We start from the raw sequence: 16508 nt of genomic DNA, 5'->3' as shown, positions 1-16508 counted from the left end.
GATGAGTTCTCTTCCTGGTTGATGTTTCACGTGGAACATCAAATTTATAAGTTTTCCATTTCCTAACCCCTCTCCTTTTCGCTTGTAATCCCCCTACCCTCACCCATCCGCACGCCCAAACCCTTGCTACCCTGCATTGGTGTTGATACTATCCGCTGTCTTGATCTCTCTTGCCACGCGTCCAAACCACGACATACTTTTTCAATTCTGGATACCAATGCTGGGCACTCACCGTTTCGACATCATCGTCGTAGGTGGCGGACATGCTGGTTGCGAGGCCGCTCATGCCGCCGCAAGCATGGGCGCCCATACACTTCTGCTCACCCATAATCTCGATACTCTGGGACAGATGTCGTGCAATCCAGCCATTGGTGGGCTCGGCAAGGGTCACTTGGTGCGAGAGATCGATGCCTTGGGCGGCATCATGGGCTTGCTGGCGGATCGCGCTGGCATTCATTTTCGCATTCTAAATCGCAGCAAGGGACCTGCCGTTCGAGGTCCACGGGCGCAGATGGACAAGCTCGACTATCGACGGGAAACCCGTGCTGCCCTGGATGCCACCCCCAATCTCACCATTCGTCAAGGAGAAGCGACAAGCCTGCTTATCGAAGGGGATCGTGTTTGTGGCGTTATGACCGACTGGGGATATCCCTGTTGTGCCTCTGCGGTTGTTTTGACAACTGGAACCTTCCTGCGTGGTTTGGCCCATATCGGCGAACATATCTTTCCAGCTGGTCGTCTTGGCGATGCGCCAAGCATGACCTTAAGCGATTCATTGCGGGAACTGGGTCTGATTCTTCATCGTCTGAAAACCGGGACTCCACCACGCCTGGATGGCCGCAGCATCGATTGGTCGCGTCTCGAACCTCAGCCGGGCGAAACGCCACCCGTTCCCTTCTCCCATGTGACAAAAGAGATCTGTCGCCCACAGGTCGTTTGTCACATTGCCTTCACCAATGAGAAAACCCATGAGCTGATTACCAGCAATCTGCACCGGGCTCCGCTATACTCGGGTCAGATCAAAGGAATCGGTCCTAGATATTGCCCCTCGATCGAGGACAAGGTGGTTCGCTTCAAAGAGCGTGATCGCCACCAGATCTTTCTTGAGCCCGAAGGGTGGCGCACCCAGGAGATCTATCCAAATGGCATCTCCACCAGTCTGCCGATTGATATTCAACACGACCTGGTACGTTCCATAGAGGGTTTGGAGCGCGCTGTGATCATCCGACCTGGATATGCCATTGAATACGACATGGTGGACCCAATCCAGTTGGATGATGCCTTGGCAGTCAAGGGGGTGAAAGGGCTCTATCTGGCGGGTCAGATCAATGGCACGACCGGGTATGAAGAGGCGGCTGGTCAGGGGCTTGTTGCAGGAATCCAGGCAACGCGCTTTCATCAAAATCGGGCACCGATTCGCTTTGATCGCTCGGAGAGTTATCTGGGTGTGATGATCGATGATCTGGTTACCAAGGGAGTGGATGAGCCCTATCGGATGTTCACGTCACGCGCGGAGTTTCGTTTGCTGCTGCGTACGGATAATGCCGATACACGCTTGACACCCTTGGGGCGGGAGATCGGTTTGATTGACAATACACGCTGGCAGACCTTCATAGCCAAGCAGGAGCTTTTGGAATCAACGCGCACACGACTGCAAGCCACCCGCATTCATGCGCAGGAGACCGGGCTTGCAGATGGTCGGGATAGAAAGAGTGCCTGGGAGTGGTTGCGAGGTGAGGAGCTGTCGTCGCATCGCATTTTTGAGTTGGCTGGTTTGGAAGGGGTTCCAGATGAGATCCGAGATACCCTGGATACCGAAGCCAGCTATGCCGGTTACCTGACACGTCAGCAGGATGAGATTCAACGATTTCGCAAGTCGGAGTCTATCCGAATACCAGAAGACCTCGATTGGATGGGTATACCGGGTTTGTCTACGGAGTTGCGTCTCAAGTGGATGAAAATCCGTCCCAGAACCCTTGGCCAAGCCTATCGCATTCCAGGTTCAACACCCGCAGCCATCTCGGTGTTGATGATCCACTTGAAGGCGGGCGTAAAATGTTCCTGAGATTGGCATGAACACAATCCACAACGCCATTACGTATGACTGGCAGGCTTTCTTTGCAGCACTGCGCCTGGTTTTCGAATTGAATTCTGACAGCGAGGAGAAGCTGAAACGGTATGTGGAGCAATTGCTGCGCTGGAATCAAACCTATCATCTCATAGGTCCTGCGGCAGTTCGAGAGCTGTTGACCCGACACTTGCTTGACTCATCCTCGCTGATACCCTTTTTGCCTGAGACCGGGATAATCGCGGATATGGGTTCCGGAGCGGGATTGCCAGGGATTGTGCTGGCTTCACTCTCATTACCATCAAGACAATTCCACCTTTTCGAAGCCAATCAGAAAAAGGCGAGATTTCTTCAATTTATTGCCTCTGAACTTGCCATGGGCGACCGGGTGGTTGTGCATAAGCGGCGTGTCGAGGAGGCCATGGAACTGCATGGAACGTTTGATTGCACAACAAGTCGAGCCTTGGCGGATCTGGATAGACTAGCCAAACTCTCCAGACTTCTTCTTAAAGTAGACGGCATCTGCTTGGCGATGAAGGGCAGAAGAGTGTATGATGAGTTATCCGAATTTGCGCATGGCAAGCAGTCATCCTTTTTCAACCAACCGCTCATCCATACCTCGCCCTTTGGAGGTGAAGGGGTGATCGTTCAGTTGCGCAAGGTTCCACGTGAAACAGGGGTGAAGGGATGAAACAGATCATTGCCATTGTCAATCGCAAGGGTGGCGTGGGAAAAACCACCACTGCGGTCAACCTCGCGGCGACTTTTGCAGCAACCGGAAAAAGAACGTTGCTGGTCGATTTCGATCCACAGGGCAATACCACCACAGCTTTCGGTATCTCCAAGGAGAGCAATCTCCCCACGGTGTACGATGTCCTGACTGGTCAAGCGAGTTGGAAGGAGGCAACCCGTGCTATTGTGGGCAGTGGTATGTTGGGAGTGATTCCCTCCACGGCTGACTTGAGTGGCGCTGAGGTAGAACTGGTGAACACCAAGAGTCGTGAATACCGATTGCGAGAGCGGTTGAAGAATCTGGAGGGGGAGTACGACACCATTCTGGTGGATTGTCCTCCTTCCCTGGGTCTGCTGACCCTCAATGCCCTGGCTGCTGCGCATGGTGTTCTGATCCCCCTTCAATGCGAGTACTATGCCATGGAAGGGTTGAGTCAAGTGCTGCGCACCATGGAGATCATTAAAAAGAGCATCCATCGCTCTCTGGAGATGGAGGGGATTCTGTTGACCATGCATGATCAGCTCAACCCCAGCAATCTTGCAATCGAACAAGAGGTTCGGCACCACTTTGCCAGCCAGACCTTTGCAACGATCATTCCGCGCGATCCCAATTTAAGCATTGCTCCATCGGTTGGCCGTCCGGGTGTTTGGTATCATCCCTGGTCGGCTGGATCGAGAGCTTATCTGCAATTAACTCTTGAACTGCAACACAAGGATTGAGAATCATGAAAAGCTTACAAACTGACATGGGGCAGGGACTGGCTGCCTTGCTTGGCGAAGCTGCTCTGGCTCCCTCAGTCAAAGAAAAAATCTTGATGATTCCAATTGATCAGATTTTTCCAAATCCATATCAACCGCGTCAAAATTTTTCCGAAGCCTCGTTGAGCGAATTGGCGGATTCAATACGGGAGCAGGGTGTACTGTTACCGATCATCGTTCGTCACAAGCCAACGTTCGAAGAGGCGTTTCAGTTGATTGCCGGTGAACGTCGTTGGCGTGCGGCTAAGTTGGCCGGGTTGGATCAGATTCCGGCCATGTTCAGACGCATGAGTGATCGACAGATGCTGGAGATCTCCATTCTGGAGAATGTACAGAGGGAGGATCTCAATCCGGTTGAGGTGGCGCGCGGATGCGCCCAGCTGATCGAAAAATTTGGCTATAGCCACAAGAAGACAGCGCTGCGCATCGGCAAGAGTCGGGAAACGATCACCAATCTGCTGCGTCTGTTGCGTTTGCCTGAGTCGATCTTGGCGTTGATCGAGTCCGCTCATTTAAGCATGGGACATGCTCGAGCGATGGTACGTTTGGAAAGCAAGCCTGAGCTTTTGGATCGGGTTGCCGGAATGGTGATCGAGCAGAATCTTTCGGTGCGCCAAACCGAGGAGTTGTTGCGCACACTTGAGCAGGAGGAGGCGAAGCAGGTCGAGCCTGGCGAAGAAGTGATGTCCGTGGCAGATGAGGAAGGGAGTCCTATCTTGGCCAAGCGTCGCAAGGATCCGATGATCCTCTCCATCGAGGAGCGTTTGACCGAAACGCTCGGCACCAAGGTTTCCATCACGCATCTCAAGGGAAAAGGTAAGGTGATCGTGGAATATGCGACCTTGGAGGAGTTGGAGGGGTTGGCGGATCAATTGTTGAGGATCTCGGAGTAGGCGTTGGGCGATGGGGAGATGATTGCGCGCCTGGCCTTCTGGTCAAGACTGGCCCTGATTGCCCTGCTCGCTTGGGAGGCAGCGGAGTGGAGCTGGCGCCTTGTCGTTCCAGAGTCGATTGCGATTATTGATCACGCGACGGGGGAGGGGAGGGGAGCACTTGGCGATAAGCAGCGCTCGAGTGGTGGGATGGGGGAGGGCGTACAAGGCCTCTTTGGGGGCCCCACCACCACAGGCATGACTGTCCGTAAGACAACGGTTCCCGAAACTCCTGTGACCCGGTTGAATGCGCGTCTGATGGGGATTCTTTACGACTCGGAAAGCTCGGTGTTGTGGCGGGGGTTGATCCGTGGAGAGGGAATTCCTGAGGGCTCCTACGGGGTAGGGGATCGGGTGGGTCCGGCGATACTTGTGCGTGTTTCGTGGGACCGTGTGGTGTTGGAGCACCAGGGGCGGTTAGAGACGTTGCTGTTGCCAAAGCTTGAGTCCGGACCGGTGATGGAGTCTAAAACGCACAAGCAGGTATCGGGCGAGACGCAGGAATTGATCGGGACATTGTGGAATCAGTTCGAGAAGAGTCCGGAAAGCATTTTGGAGAATATTCGAATCGAGCCGGTGTTCATTAACGGACAATTTGGTGGGGTACAACTTTTTCCGGGTCGGGATCCGAATTTTTTGCAGCAGTTCGGGGTACAGGCAGGGGATGTGGTGACCTGGGTGAACGGGGTGGAGTTGACGGATCCGATGAAGGGGATGGCAGTATTAGGAACATTGGGATCGGCTCAGATGATGCAGTTCACGGTGCGACGCGGGAACGAATCGCACGCGTTCGAGTTCAGCCGGCAGAAGTAAGTCCCCCAAAGAAGGCCGTCAACTCCATGATCACCCAGCCGCTTTGCGTTGCAAGGCAGTTTGAACGATTTTTCGGAGGTTGCTTCGTTTGAGAGCCTTGTTTTCTGTAGCAGGCAAGACTTAATCTGACATTTCTGGTAGGATGGACGCAAACCAACCAAGGAGGATGTCAGCGATGAATGCCGAAGAGAAGATCATCAAGAACAAAGTCGGATTATTGAACCTGGCAGAGATGCTGGGGAGTGTGTCCCAGGCGTGCAAGGTGATGGGCTACTCCAGGGATAGCTTTTACCGTTTCAAAGCGCTTTACGACAAGGGCGGCACACGGGCACTCCAGGAGATCAGCCGCAAGAAGCCGATCTTAAAGAACCGTGTGATCCCGTGGTACGAAAAGCAGGACGTCCCCTTGTTGCGCATTCTGACCGACAGAGGGACCGAGTAGACTGGAACATAATCGACCGCCTGTTTGGTCATGGTTTGACACTTAGTCACGTTAATCATGAACCATCAGGGGGTCGATGTCACAGTCAATTGAAATCGAAAACAAATCTCCTATCTAAGTGCCATTGCAGCCTGGATGAATTGCAAACGGACCTGGATGCATGGATCGATCTGTACAACAATGAACGGGTTCACTCTGACAGGTACTGCTACGGCAAGACCTCAATGCAGACTTTCCTGGATGCCAGTAAACTGGCTCAGGGGAAAATTTTAGAGCGACTTCATCAGACAGACAAACGGGCTGTCGCATAGGTCGCATTTGTCAGATCAAGTCTTGACAAGTACACGACCGGATCATACCGGTTGGTCCATGCGGCATCAGACCATCTGCGCGAGGCATCCATCATGCACGGACACGGCTTTTCCTGGTATCGGTTGCGCGCCATGATGTTCAAGGAGTTCATTCAGATGCGCCGGGATCGCCTCACCTTTGCCATGATGGTGATGATTCCGATGGTGCAGTTGATCCTGTTCGGTTTTGCCATCAACTCCGACCCCAGGAATCTGCCTACCGCGATTCTGGATCGGGATCACGGTCCTTTCGGGCGTGCGCTGATGGCCCAGATGCAGGCTTCGGGCTATTTCCGGGTCACCGAAACCAGCGGGGATGAAATCCAGATCGAGAAGGGGCTGGCGTTGGGACGGGCACAATTCGTGGTGACGATTCCGGAAGGGTTTTCCCGCTCGGTGGCGCGGGGGGAACGTCCGGAACTTCTGATCGAGGCCGATGCCACCGATCCCGCCGCCACCTCCAACGCTCTGGGCACGGTGACAGCCCTGGCCTGGCACGCCCTGGATCGGGAGTTGACCGGGCCGTTGTCCGGGTTGCGGGTCGGGCCGCCGCCGTTCGAGTTGAAGGTCCATCGGCGTTACAATCAGGAGGGGATCACCCAGTTCAACGTGGTGCCGGGGTTGATGGGAGTGGTGTTGACCATGACCATGGTGATCATGACGGCGTTGGGGGTGACCCGCGAGCGGGAGCGTGGCACCATGGAAAATCTGTTGGTCACCCCGTTGCGACCTGCGGAGGTGATGCTGGGCAAGATTTTGCCGTATGTGGTGGTGGGTTACATCCAGATGAGTCTGATTCTGGTGGCGGCGCGGGTGATTTTCGATGTGCCGGTGGTGGGCAACCTTCTGGTGTTGATGTTGGCGAGCGTGGTGTTCATTGCCGCCAATCTGGCGGTGGGCTTCACCTTTTCGACTCTGGCGCGCAATCAGTTGCAGGCCATGCAGATGGGATTCTTCTATTTTCTGCCGAACATCCTGCTCTCCGGATTCATGTTTCCGTTTCGCGGCATGCCCGAGTGGGCGCAGAACATAGGTGAGGTATTGCCTTTGACCCATTTTCTGCGCATTGTGCGTGGGGTGATGCTCAAGGGGAACGGGCCGATGGAGATCATCGGCGAAGTGGGGGTATTGGGGGTGTTCATGTTGGTGGTGAGTCTGATTGCGCTCAAGCGTTATCGTGAGACATTGGATTGAGTTTGGGTGAGTGTCCCGGTTCTGGCCGTGATCAGCCCTGCTTATCCAACACCAACGAAAAAAACAGCTCCGCCTCGGCCTGGGAACCGTCGCCATCATGACGCGCACCGGGATGCACCCGCAATCCATACCAGGCGCGCTTGCGGTGATAACACGCCAGCAACCGCTCTCCATGCCGGGAGAATTCGTTGACCGGATCGTAGAGATCCTGAATCAGGAACAACGGCGGCAGTTTTTCTTGCGCGTCGGCAAGGGCCAGCAGATCCGGAACCGAATCCAGACTCTCGCCACGCAGGAAACCATACGGATTGGCGCGATTTTCCAAACCGTAATCCTCGATCTTGGCCTTGAGATCCACCTGGGGGGCCATGACGTAAATCCCTCGACAGCCGAGCGCGATCCCGTGATGGAGCGCGCCGAAACCGCCCATGGAACTCCCCATGCAGAAAAGCGGCTGGTTGGGATCGGTCCACTCCCGCCGGATCAGGGCTTGCACCATCCCAGCCACGAAACCGTTCCCCTTTTCGCCCCAAAACCAACTCCCCTGACGTTTCCAACCAAAGGTATCCCACGGGGCGAGCAGATCGAAATGGTCGAAAGGCCGCAACGGTCCGGTGTGGAACCAGGCGTTGAAACCGTGAAAAAAGACGATCAACCCTTTCGATGCCTTCCTGGCCGGCAGGCGGGTGTAACGGATCAACCGGTCACCGTGATGGAAGACCAACGGATAGATCTTGTCGATGTTTGAGGCGTCGTGCATGGAGAGGGCCTCGGCCTCGCGGGCACGACGTTGCGCGCGGGCGGCTTCGACCTCGTGGGAGACCACGTTCTGAAAATAGTGGCTGGTCCGATAGTTCGCCAAAGGGACGGCTTCGGCTTGGGTGCGCAGGGCATTGATCACCGAAAGGCGCACCGCCTCTTTCCAGCCCAGCTCGTCGGCGCGGGCACGCAACTTGCGCCCGTTGGCCAGCCATGTGCGCAAGTGGGAACGCCAGTTGGCAACCAGTTGGCGCGGGTTCATTTCTTGTACCCCAACACCCCGCCGATGCACAACAGATCCATGTCGGCCTTCATGAAGGTGCGTACCGCGTCTTCCGGACTCTCGACGATTGGTTCGCCCTGATCGTTGAAGCTGGTGTTGAGCAGCACCGGCACCCCGGTCAGCTCCCCGAAACGGCGGATCAGGGCGGCGTAGGGACGGGTTTCACCCACCCGAAGCACCTGGAGACGCGCGGTGCCATCCACATGTACCACCGCCGGACAGGCCTGTTTGGCCCGCTCGGTGGCCGGGGTGGTGAAGGTCATGAAATCCAGATCCGCCACTTCGGGTGGATAGGTGAAATAGGCCGGAGCATCCTCGGCCAGGGCCACCGGCGCGAAGGGACGGAACCACTCGCGATGCTTGACCCGGGCGTTGATGATGTCTTTCATCTCCGCGCGGCGCGGATCGGCCAGGATGCTGCGATTGCCCAGGGCACGGGCACCCATCTCGGAGGCGCCCTGAAACCAGCCGATGATCTTTCCTTCGGCCAGGGTGCGGGCCGCGGTCTCGATCACATCCCCATCGCGCACCACCCGCAGACCGACCTTGCGCATTGCCGCCTCGGCCTGCTTGTCCGAAAAGGCGTGACCGCAAAAGACCGAATCGAGTTTGAAAAAGCGCGGCTCGCCGAGCACCTGGTGAAGATAATACAGGGCGGCACCCAGTCCGATCCCCCGGTCCGAGGCCATGGGCAGGGGGAAGATGCGTCGATATCCCTGTTCCAGCAGCTTGCCGTTGAGCGAGGAGTTCATCACCACCCCGCCCCCCAACACCAGATCGGATTCGCCGGTGCGCTTGCGGGCGATGTCGCACAGACGACCGGCCACGTTCTCAAGCATTTTTTGGACGCTGGCGGCCAGGTTCATGTGTTCCTGGGTGATCGGTTCCGGATCGATGCGCCGGGAGAGGTGTTCATCGAGAAAATCGTTGTTCATCAACAGGCTGTTCAGATATCCGCCCTCGACCGCCAGACGCGACACCTCGGTGCGCAGTTGATCGCCCAGGCGTATCAGACCACTGGGCAGGATCTCGATCTGTTCCATGTAGCGCGCGAACAGGGTAGGTTCGCCGTAGGGGGCCAACCCCTGGGTTTTCCCCTCGGCCCCATATCCGCCCAGTCCGAGATGATAGGTGGCGCGGGTGTACTCCAGGCCGATGCTGTTCTGGTCGTCGAGCCGCTCCAGAACCTCGATGGAAGTGCCGCGGCCATGGGCCAGAAGACCGCTGGCGCCATCGCCGAAGCCGTCCAGCGTGACGATGGCGGCAGAGTCGTATCCGGACGCGAAAAACGCCCCCGCCGCATGACAAAGATGGTGATCGGCTTCGATGTATCGCTTTTTGGAGCCGATCCGCTCCTTGAGCCACGCCTTGCAGGGGAACGGGTCGGCATGACCGAACACCACCACGTCGATGTGACGCAAACCGATGTCCAGGGCCTTGAGACACACCTCGATCGGGGCCAACAGATCGTCATCCTCGCGGATGACGTGATGCTTGCGCCTGGAGAGCCGCTCGGCCTCGAACATGGCCACCCGACGTCCCTTCACGTCGATGATGGCGCAGTTGTAATCGTGCATGAAACCGCCGATGCCCAGGATGAACATATCGATGCCTCGAATCTTGAAAAGTACCCGCGTGTCGGACCCCACGGCCCCGTGACGCATCATGCGATCAATCCAGGGGGGAAGTCAAATTTTCATGCTGTGAAGAGAACCCACCCCCGTACCTCTCCATGACAAGTGCGCCACGGTACGAAAATTCCTTGCTCCTCCGCGCCCTGGTCTGGTTGAATCGCCGTGGATCGGATGATCTGGGTGCATGAAATTCCGATCTGGCGGCGAGATCGCGCATGGATCTTCCGCTTTCGCCCCTTCGCCATTGTCTTCCGGGAGATGGATCGTGAATGCCTTGTCGGTGCCTGAAGATCCGGCGGTGGTGCTGGTCGATGATGATCCCGACATCCTGATGCTCGCCTCACACATGCTGCGTGGCGCCGGAGTCGGCGAGATCATCACCCTGGAGCAAAGTCGCGAGCTGTTGCCCCTGATGGCCCGGCGCGAGGTCTCCGCCGTGGTGTTGGATCTGCACATGCCCACCCTGGGTGGCGCCAAGCTGCTGCCGCGGATCGTGCAGCACCATCCCGACACGCCGGTGATCGTCATGACCGCCACCGAGGAGGTCTCCACCGCGGTCGGCTGCATGAAGGATGGCGCCTTCGACTTTCTGATCAAGCCGGTTGAAGAGAATCGTTTCGTCGCCTGCGTGAAAAAGGCTCTGGAGTGGCGGGATCTGCGGCGTCAGGTGGGCGCCCTGAAACGCTCCCTGCTCACCGGGCGGCTCGAGCATGCCGATGCCTTTGCCGCGATCGTCACCGTCAGTCCCAAAATGCGTGCCGTGTTCGGATATGTGGAAGCGATCGCCTCCACCGGCGAGCCGGTGTTGATCACCGGTGAGACCGGTGTGGGCAAGGAGTTGATCGCCGAGGCGTTGCATCGCATCAGCGGGCGCGGTGGCGAACTGGTTCCGGTCAACGCGGCGGGGTTGGACGACTCCCTCTTCTCCGACACCCTGTTCGGTCACAAGAAAGGGGCCTATTCGGGCGCGGACGACTCCCGCACCGGCCTGATCGCCAAGGCCGGACGTGGCACGCTGTTCCTCGACGAGATCGGGGATCTGGGTCAGACATCCCAGGTCAAGTTGTTGCGTTTGTTGCAGGAGCGCAAATACTACCCTCTGGGTTCGGACGTGGCCAAGGTCAGCGAGGCGCGCGTTCTGTGCGCCACCCATCGCGATCTGGACGCCATGATGGACGAGGGGCGGTTTCGTTCGGATCTCTATTTCCGGCTCCAGGTGCATCGGGTCGAGATCCCCCCCTTGCGTGAACGGCCCGAGGATATCGCTCCCCTGGCGCGTCATTTTCTGGTCGAGGCGGCCCGGAGTCTGAATCGCGAGGTGCCTGAGGCGCCGCCGATGTTGTTCACGTTGTTGGCCTCTGGTTCTTTTCCCGGCAATGTCCGGCAGTTGCGATCGATGATCTTCGATGCCGTGGCGCGTGGAAGCGTCGGCGAGGTGTCGTTGGAGTCGATTCGCCGGTCGTTGCGGGCTTCATCCGGAAACGGGGTGGAAAAGGGGACGGGCGCGGTGGTCGTGCCAATCGACGGAGAGGGGATCTTTCGGGGCTTGAGTGGTCGTCTGCCCACCTTGAAGGAGGTGGAGCGTGACTTGATCGCCGAGGCGTTGCATCGTTCGGGCGGCAATCAGGGGATGGCGGCCACCTATTTGGGGATCTCCCGGCAGGCGCTCAATCAGCGTTTGCGCAAGAAGCGGGAAGGCGAGGGGGAAGGGGAAGGGTGAGCGGGGTATGGGGTTGGAGCCCGTGAGGGGGGCTCCCTGTCGTCATGCCCGTTTGCAGGTGGAATCCACCGGCATGTCAAGCGACAACCGATCCACCTCCGCGAGCACGGCGGCGGCGTGTCCGGCGGTCTTGACCGATGGATAGACCTTGCGGACCACCCCATGGCCATCGACGATGAAGGTGGAACGGACGATGCCCATGTAGACCTTGCCGTAATTTTTCTTCTCCTGCCAGGCGCCGAAGGCTTCGCACAAGGCGCCGTCGGTATCGCTCAGCAGGGTGAATTGCAGATTGTATTTGGTGCGGAAGTTGACATGGGATTTGACCGAATCCTTGGAGATGCCGATCACCGTGAACCCCATCGCGGCGAATTCCGCGCCGAGGGTCTGGAAATCGTTGGCCTCGACCGTGCAGCCTGGGGTGTTGTCCTTGGGATAGAAGTAGATGACCGCCCCTTTTGCACCCAGGCGTTGCCGGAGCGGCAGGGATTGGTCGTTCTGATCCGGAGCGCTCAGGTCCGGGATGGTGTCGCCGGGTTGCAGCATGGCGGAAGTCTCCTTTTTGATCGGTTCATTTCAAGACCGCGCGCCGCGTTTGTTCGCAAAAGGCGCGAAGAAACGTTTTGTTTGTGGAACGCGCGACAATCGAAGGCACAACCCGAAGGTTTTGCCCGGGCACTTTTAAGTCGGGAACCTTGCCGTTTTCGGACCCCTGCGACAATGGGGTTCTGGTTGCCTGATTTCTTTGGCGCGCCCGGCAGGGGTCGAACCTGCAACCACCGGCTTAGAAGGCCGATGCTCTATCCATTGAGCTACGGGCGCGTACGTAGAGGGGCGAAGCTCCCGGCCATCCCGGTTGCGTTGTACGCTTGAGGCCATGCCAAGGGACAGGGCCTCGTGGAGAGAAAAAATGGTCGGGGCGAGAGGATTCGAACCTCCGGCCCTCGGCACCCAAAGCCGATGCGCTACCAGACTGCGCCACACCCCGACTGATCTGGCGGGAGCGGAGCAAAACCCCGCCAGCCAAGAACACTCCCGCGCGGGAGTGCCTAGAAAATCGTTGTCTGCTGGGGGAGAACCCCCGCACCTTTGCTCCGGGAACCTCCCTTCGGGCGTTCCCCAGAGCAAAAAGCAGAAAATCGTAACCCAAAACCGGTTCCCTGGGCAATAGTCCAAGCGAGAAAAAGATGCGGACTTTTTTTTGAAGCATGGCACGGAGTGATGGAAAACCGGCAATTTTGGAGCTATAATGATCGATTGCGGCGGCTTGGGTCGAATGAGAGCCGCGCGCGGCGACTCGCGGCACTCGAAGCGGAACCATTGAAACGGCTTTCATGAAGATCGTCATCGTCGGCTTGAGCCACAAAACCGCGCCCGTGGCCGTTCGGGAACGCCTCGCTTTTTCCAACGAGGAGTTACCCGGCTGTCTGGCCGAATTGCGTGACATGCCCGGTTTGCGCGAGGTGGCGCTGCTTTCCACCTGCAACCGCGTGGAGATCTATGCCGCCGGACCCCAACCCGACAGAACTGCGGCCTCGATCCGCGCCTGGCTCGTCCAGAATCGCGCTCTGGAGGCCGAACAGCTCGAAGCCCATCTCTATCAGCTCGATGACCGCGACGCGGTTCGTCACGGCTTTCGCGTTGCCGCCAGCCTCGACTCATTGGTGGTCGGCGAGGCCCAGATCCTCGGCCAGATGAAACAGGCCTATCAACTCGCCAACGAGGCCGCCACCTCTGGCGCGATCCTCGAAAAATTTTTCCAGCACGCCTTTCATGCCGCCAAACAGGTGCGCAACGAAACCGGCATCGCCCGCAATCCGGTCTCCATCGCTTCGGCGGCGGTGTCGCTGGCGCGCCGCATCTTCGGGGATCTCAAAGGGTGTCGTTGTCTTCTGATCGGCGCGGGCGAGATGTGCGAACTGGCCGCGCGACACCTTGTGACCGACGGGGTTTCCATTCTGGTCGCCAACCGCACCCTGTCGCGCGCCGTGGCCCTGGCCGAGGCCTTTGGCGGCGATGCCTTCGTGCTTTCGGATCTCGAAGCTCATCTCGACAAAGCCGACATCATTCTCTCTTCGACCGGGGCCACCGGACATGTGGTCACCGCGCCGATGATCAAGGCCGCCTTGAAAAAACGGCGTCAGAAACCCCAATTCCTCATCGACATCGCCGTGCCGCGGGATTTGGATCCAGCCATCGGCGATCTGGACAACGCCTATCTGTACGACATTGATGATCTGACCCGGATCGTCGAAAATAACCTCAAGGACCGTGGACGCGAGATGACCGCCGCCGAGGTGATCGTGGAGCAACGTTGTCTGGAGTTCATGCGCTGGCTCGAAACCTTGGATCTGGCTCCGGTTCTGACCGCGTTGCGTGAAAAACTCGAGGGGATCCGCGATCAGGAGGTGGCCCGAACCCTGGCCTCCTGGCCCGACATCTCCCCGGACGAACAAAAGCGGATCGAGCAACTCGGTCGGCTGCTGGTCAACAAAATCCTGCATGCGCCGTTGAGTCGCCTGCGGCATCTGGCCGCCGAACCGGATGGGGATCTTTACGTGGACGCGGCGCGTCAGCTGTTTCAACTGGATCGGACGTGATGGCATGAGCGATTCGTTGTTGCGGAAATTCGATACCTTGCGGCGTCGCCATGCCGAGTTGAGCGCCTTGCTGGGACAGTCCGCCACCCGCGAGAATCCCAGTGAATTCGCCCGACTGAGCAAGGAGTTCTCGGATCTCGACCCGTTGGTCGAGGCGTGGCTTGATTATTTGAAACTCGAGGAGGAGATTCGCGACACCGAGGCCATGCTGGAGGATTCCGAAAGCGATCCGGAGATGAAACGGCTGGTGCGCGAGGAGGTGGATCGGCTCAAATCCCGTCTGGAAGAGAAAATTCCGGAATTGGAGTTGTTGTTGATCCCCAAGGATCCCCACGAGGGGCGCAACGTGATCCTGGAGATCCGTGCCGGCACTGGTGGCGAGGAGGCGGCGTTGTTTGCCGGCGATCTGATGCGCATGTACGGGCGTTTCGCCGAACAGAACCGTTGGCGTCTGGAACCCTTGTCGAGCAGTCCGACCCCTTTGGGTGGTTTCAAGGAGGTGATCGTCATGATCTCCGGCAAGGGGGCCTGGTCCTCTTTCAAGTTTGAATCCGGGGTTCATCGGGTGCAACGGGTTCCGGTCACCGAGGCGGGTGGACGCATTCACACGTCGGCCTGCACCGTGGCGGTGCTGCCCGAGGCGGACGAGGTGGAAGTGGTCATCAACGAGCGCGACGATCTGCGCATTGACGTGTTCCGTTCTTCCGGACCTGGCGGGCAGAGTGTCAACACCACCGATTCGGCGGTGCGTATCACCCATCTTCCCACCGGCATCACCGTCACCTGTCAGGACGAAAAGTCTCAGCACAAAAACAAGGCCCAGGCCTTGAAGGTGCTCAAGGCGCGGTTGTTCGACATGGAGCAGCGTGCCGTCGATGACGAGCGTTCCCGCGACCGACGCGATCAGGTTGGTTCCGGGGATCGTTCGGAGCGGATCCGCACTTATAATTTTCCGCAGAATCGCATCACCGATCACCGGATCAATCTGACGTTGCACAAGCTTGACAGTGTGATGCAAGGGGAGTTGCGTGAAATGGTCACCTCTCTGATTGCGCATCATCAGGCAGAACAGTTGGCACGCATGGCCGAGGAGTGACCCAACCATGATACGCTCCACCGCGATTCGAATTGGCTTGGCCTGGTTGCTTGGCATCGGAACGTGGTTGACGAGCGACATGGTTCTGGCCAAGAGTTTCCGTCAGTCGGCCTACATTGCCAACGCCTACTTTTCGGATCGCATGGTGCAGAAGGGTGAGACCATGCAACCGATGTCGGTGGTCAAGACTCTGCGCACCAACACCAATGGCATGGCTGGTTATTTCGTGCTTGATCTGGTATTGACCGTGCGTGGGGAGCATCATTTCAAGGTAGATGTTTTGGATCAGGATGGCAAGGTTGTCACCCGGCTTGACTATCCTCCGGTGAAGGTTGCCAAGGAGGATCATTTGCCCATGTACACTGCTGCTGGTGCCATTACTGGCAAGTTTACGCCGGGGTTGTGGTTTTTCAAGGTGTATGATCAGCTTGACCGGAAAAAGTGGGAGCATCTTGGTACTTTTGGGGTATTGGTGGCTTTGCCGGCGGGTGAGTAGGGAGGGGGTGTTTGGGGAATTCAGACTCTCCATTGTTGCAGGGGTCCGGGGACCGCAAGGTCCCCGGCGGAGGTTCGGAGGCAGAGCCTCCGAGGTTCTATCTTTAGTCTTTGTCTTTAGTCTTTGTCTTTAGTCTTTGATCTTTAGTCTTTGTCTTTAGTCTTTGTCTTTAGTCTTTTGGCGCGCTCTTCAAAAAAGCGATTTTCACGTTTTTTGTGAAAATCGCTGCGCGCAGCCTTGGCTGCGGGAACGTTTCGCGCCTTTGGCGAAACGTTCCCGCGAACATGGCCCCCAAACAGGCCGCCGGAGGCGGTTCGCCTCCCGAGGGCGATTCGCCCCCTCCATTGCCCTGGCGGGCAACGGAGGGGGCACATGGGACGGCGCGCGCTGCGCACTTTTTCGCAAAAAGCGCGAAAAAGCGCTTGTCGTGTAAAGCGCGCGAAAGGCAAAAGAAGAGTCCCAAGGGCTTCGCCCCTGGACCCCACCAGGGGCCATGGGCCCCTGGACCCTGCCAGGGGCTTCGCCCCTGGACTTTGCCTCTGGACTTTGCCCCTGGACTTTGCCCCTGAACTTTGCCTCTGGACTTTGCCCCTGGACTTTGCCCCTGAACTTTACCCCTGGACTTTGCCC

General features: G+C 57.8%; 13 protein-coding genes, 2 tRNA genes and 1 pseudogene. 11 read left to right on the top strand and 5 right to left on the bottom strand.

The genetic code is table 11. The annotated features are described in order from the left end of the window. The first annotated feature begins 217 nt into the window (after positions 1-217). From mnmG to ACV4UY_RS07635, 7 genes and pseudogenes are all read left to right on the top strand, one after another. Positions 218-2065, top strand: a complete 1848-nt coding sequence (gene mnmG, locus ACV4UY_RS07665; protein WP_491607016.1) for a tRNA uridine-5-carboxymethylaminomethyl(34) synthesis enzyme MnmG — start codon at positions 218-220, stop codon at positions 2063-2065. Between the two features lie 7 nt (positions 2066-2072). Beyond that, the gene (gene rsmG / locus ACV4UY_RS07660) at positions 2073-2759 is read left to right on the top strand and encodes a 16S rRNA (guanine(527)-N(7))-methyltransferase RsmG (protein ID WP_491607015.1); all 687 of its coding nucleotides are present in this window, start codon (positions 2073-2075) and stop codon (positions 2757-2759) included. Continuing rightward, positions 2756-3520: a ParA family protein gene (locus ACV4UY_RS07655; protein WP_491607014.1), complete on the top strand. Its 765-nt coding sequence runs from the start codon at positions 2756-2758 to the stop codon at positions 3518-3520. Before rsmG ends, ACV4UY_RS07655 begins: the two co-directional genes overlap by 4 nt. A gap of 5 nt (positions 3521-3525) precedes the next feature. Further along, positions 3526-4452: a ParB/RepB/Spo0J family partition protein gene (locus tag ACV4UY_RS07650; protein ID WP_491607013.1), complete on the top strand. Its 927-nt coding sequence runs from the start codon at positions 3526-3528 to the stop codon at positions 4450-4452. A gap of 18 nt (positions 4453-4470) precedes the next feature. Then, positions 4471-5304, top strand: a complete 834-nt coding sequence (locus ACV4UY_RS07645; protein WP_491607012.1) for a type II secretion system protein N — start codon at positions 4471-4473, stop codon at positions 5302-5304. Between the two features lie 175 nt (positions 5305-5479). Further along, positions 5480-5698: pseudogene (locus ACV4UY_RS07640) on the top strand (helix-turn-helix domain-containing protein); the annotation flags it as partial. Positions 5699-6150: 452 nt separating this feature from the next. Next, positions 6151-7290 (top strand): ABC transporter permease, encoded by a 1140-nt coding sequence (locus ACV4UY_RS07635; RefSeq protein WP_491607011.1) that lies wholly within the window; start codon positions 6151-6153, stop codon positions 7288-7290. A 31-nt stretch (positions 7291-7321) separates the two neighbouring features. Here the strand turns inward: ACV4UY_RS07635 and ACV4UY_RS07630 are convergent, their stop codons facing one another. Further along, a complete protein-coding gene (locus ACV4UY_RS07630; protein ID WP_491607010.1) occupies positions 7322-8311 on the bottom strand; it encodes an alpha/beta fold hydrolase in 990 nt (329 codons plus the stop codon). After that, a complete protein-coding gene (locus tag ACV4UY_RS07625) occupies positions 8308-9999 on the bottom strand; it encodes a carbamoyltransferase family protein (protein WP_491607009.1) in 1692 nt (563 codons plus the stop codon). Before ACV4UY_RS07625 ends, ACV4UY_RS07630 begins: the two co-directional genes overlap by 4 nt. Before the next feature lie 232 nt (positions 10000-10231). Here ACV4UY_RS07625 and ACV4UY_RS07620 point away from each other — a divergent pair, with 232 nt between their 5' ends. Continuing rightward, positions 10232-11686, top strand: coding sequence for a sigma-54-dependent transcriptional regulator (locus ACV4UY_RS07620; RefSeq protein WP_491607008.1), 1455 nt, complete (start codon positions 10232-10234; stop codon positions 11684-11686). Positions 11687-11728: 42 nt separating this feature from the next. Here ACV4UY_RS07620 and ACV4UY_RS07615 read toward each other — a convergent pair whose 3' ends face one another. The 3 genes from ACV4UY_RS07615 to ACV4UY_RS07605 all read right to left on the bottom strand — a co-directional run bounded on the left by ACV4UY_RS07615 (position 11729) and on the right by ACV4UY_RS07605 (position 12674). Further along, positions 11729-12232 (bottom strand): peroxiredoxin, encoded by a 504-nt coding sequence (locus ACV4UY_RS07615; protein WP_491607007.1) that lies wholly within the window; start codon positions 12230-12232, stop codon positions 11729-11731. 200 nt (positions 12233-12432) lie between these two features. Then, positions 12433-12508, bottom strand: a tRNA-Arg gene (locus ACV4UY_RS07610). Positions 12509-12597: 89 nt separating this feature from the next. Continuing rightward, a tRNA-Pro gene (locus tag ACV4UY_RS07605) sits at positions 12598-12674 on the bottom strand. Positions 12675-13020: 346 nt separating this feature from the next. Between ACV4UY_RS07605 and hemA the strand changes: the two genes are divergently transcribed. The 3 genes from hemA to ACV4UY_RS07590 are packed head-to-tail and all read left to right on the top strand — an operon-like array spanning position 13021 to position 15878. Continuing rightward, positions 13021-14286, top strand: coding sequence for a glutamyl-tRNA reductase (gene hemA, locus ACV4UY_RS07600; protein WP_491607006.1), 1266 nt, complete (start codon positions 13021-13023; stop codon positions 14284-14286). A 4-nt stretch (positions 14287-14290) separates the two neighbouring features. Continuing rightward, complete coding sequence (gene prfA, locus ACV4UY_RS07595) at positions 14291-15382, top strand: peptide chain release factor 1 (protein ID WP_491607005.1); 1092 nt, start codon at positions 14291-14293, stop codon at positions 15380-15382. Positions 15383-15389: 7 nt separating this feature from the next. Beyond that, positions 15390-15878, top strand: a complete 489-nt coding sequence (locus ACV4UY_RS07590) for a hypothetical protein (RefSeq protein WP_491607004.1) — start codon at positions 15390-15392, stop codon at positions 15876-15878. The last annotated feature ends 630 nt before the right edge of the window (positions 15879-16508 follow it).

The organism is Candidatus Magnetaquiglobus sp. (genome assembly GCF_058402785.1).
This window is presented reverse-complemented; position numbering and strand designations above follow the sequence as displayed.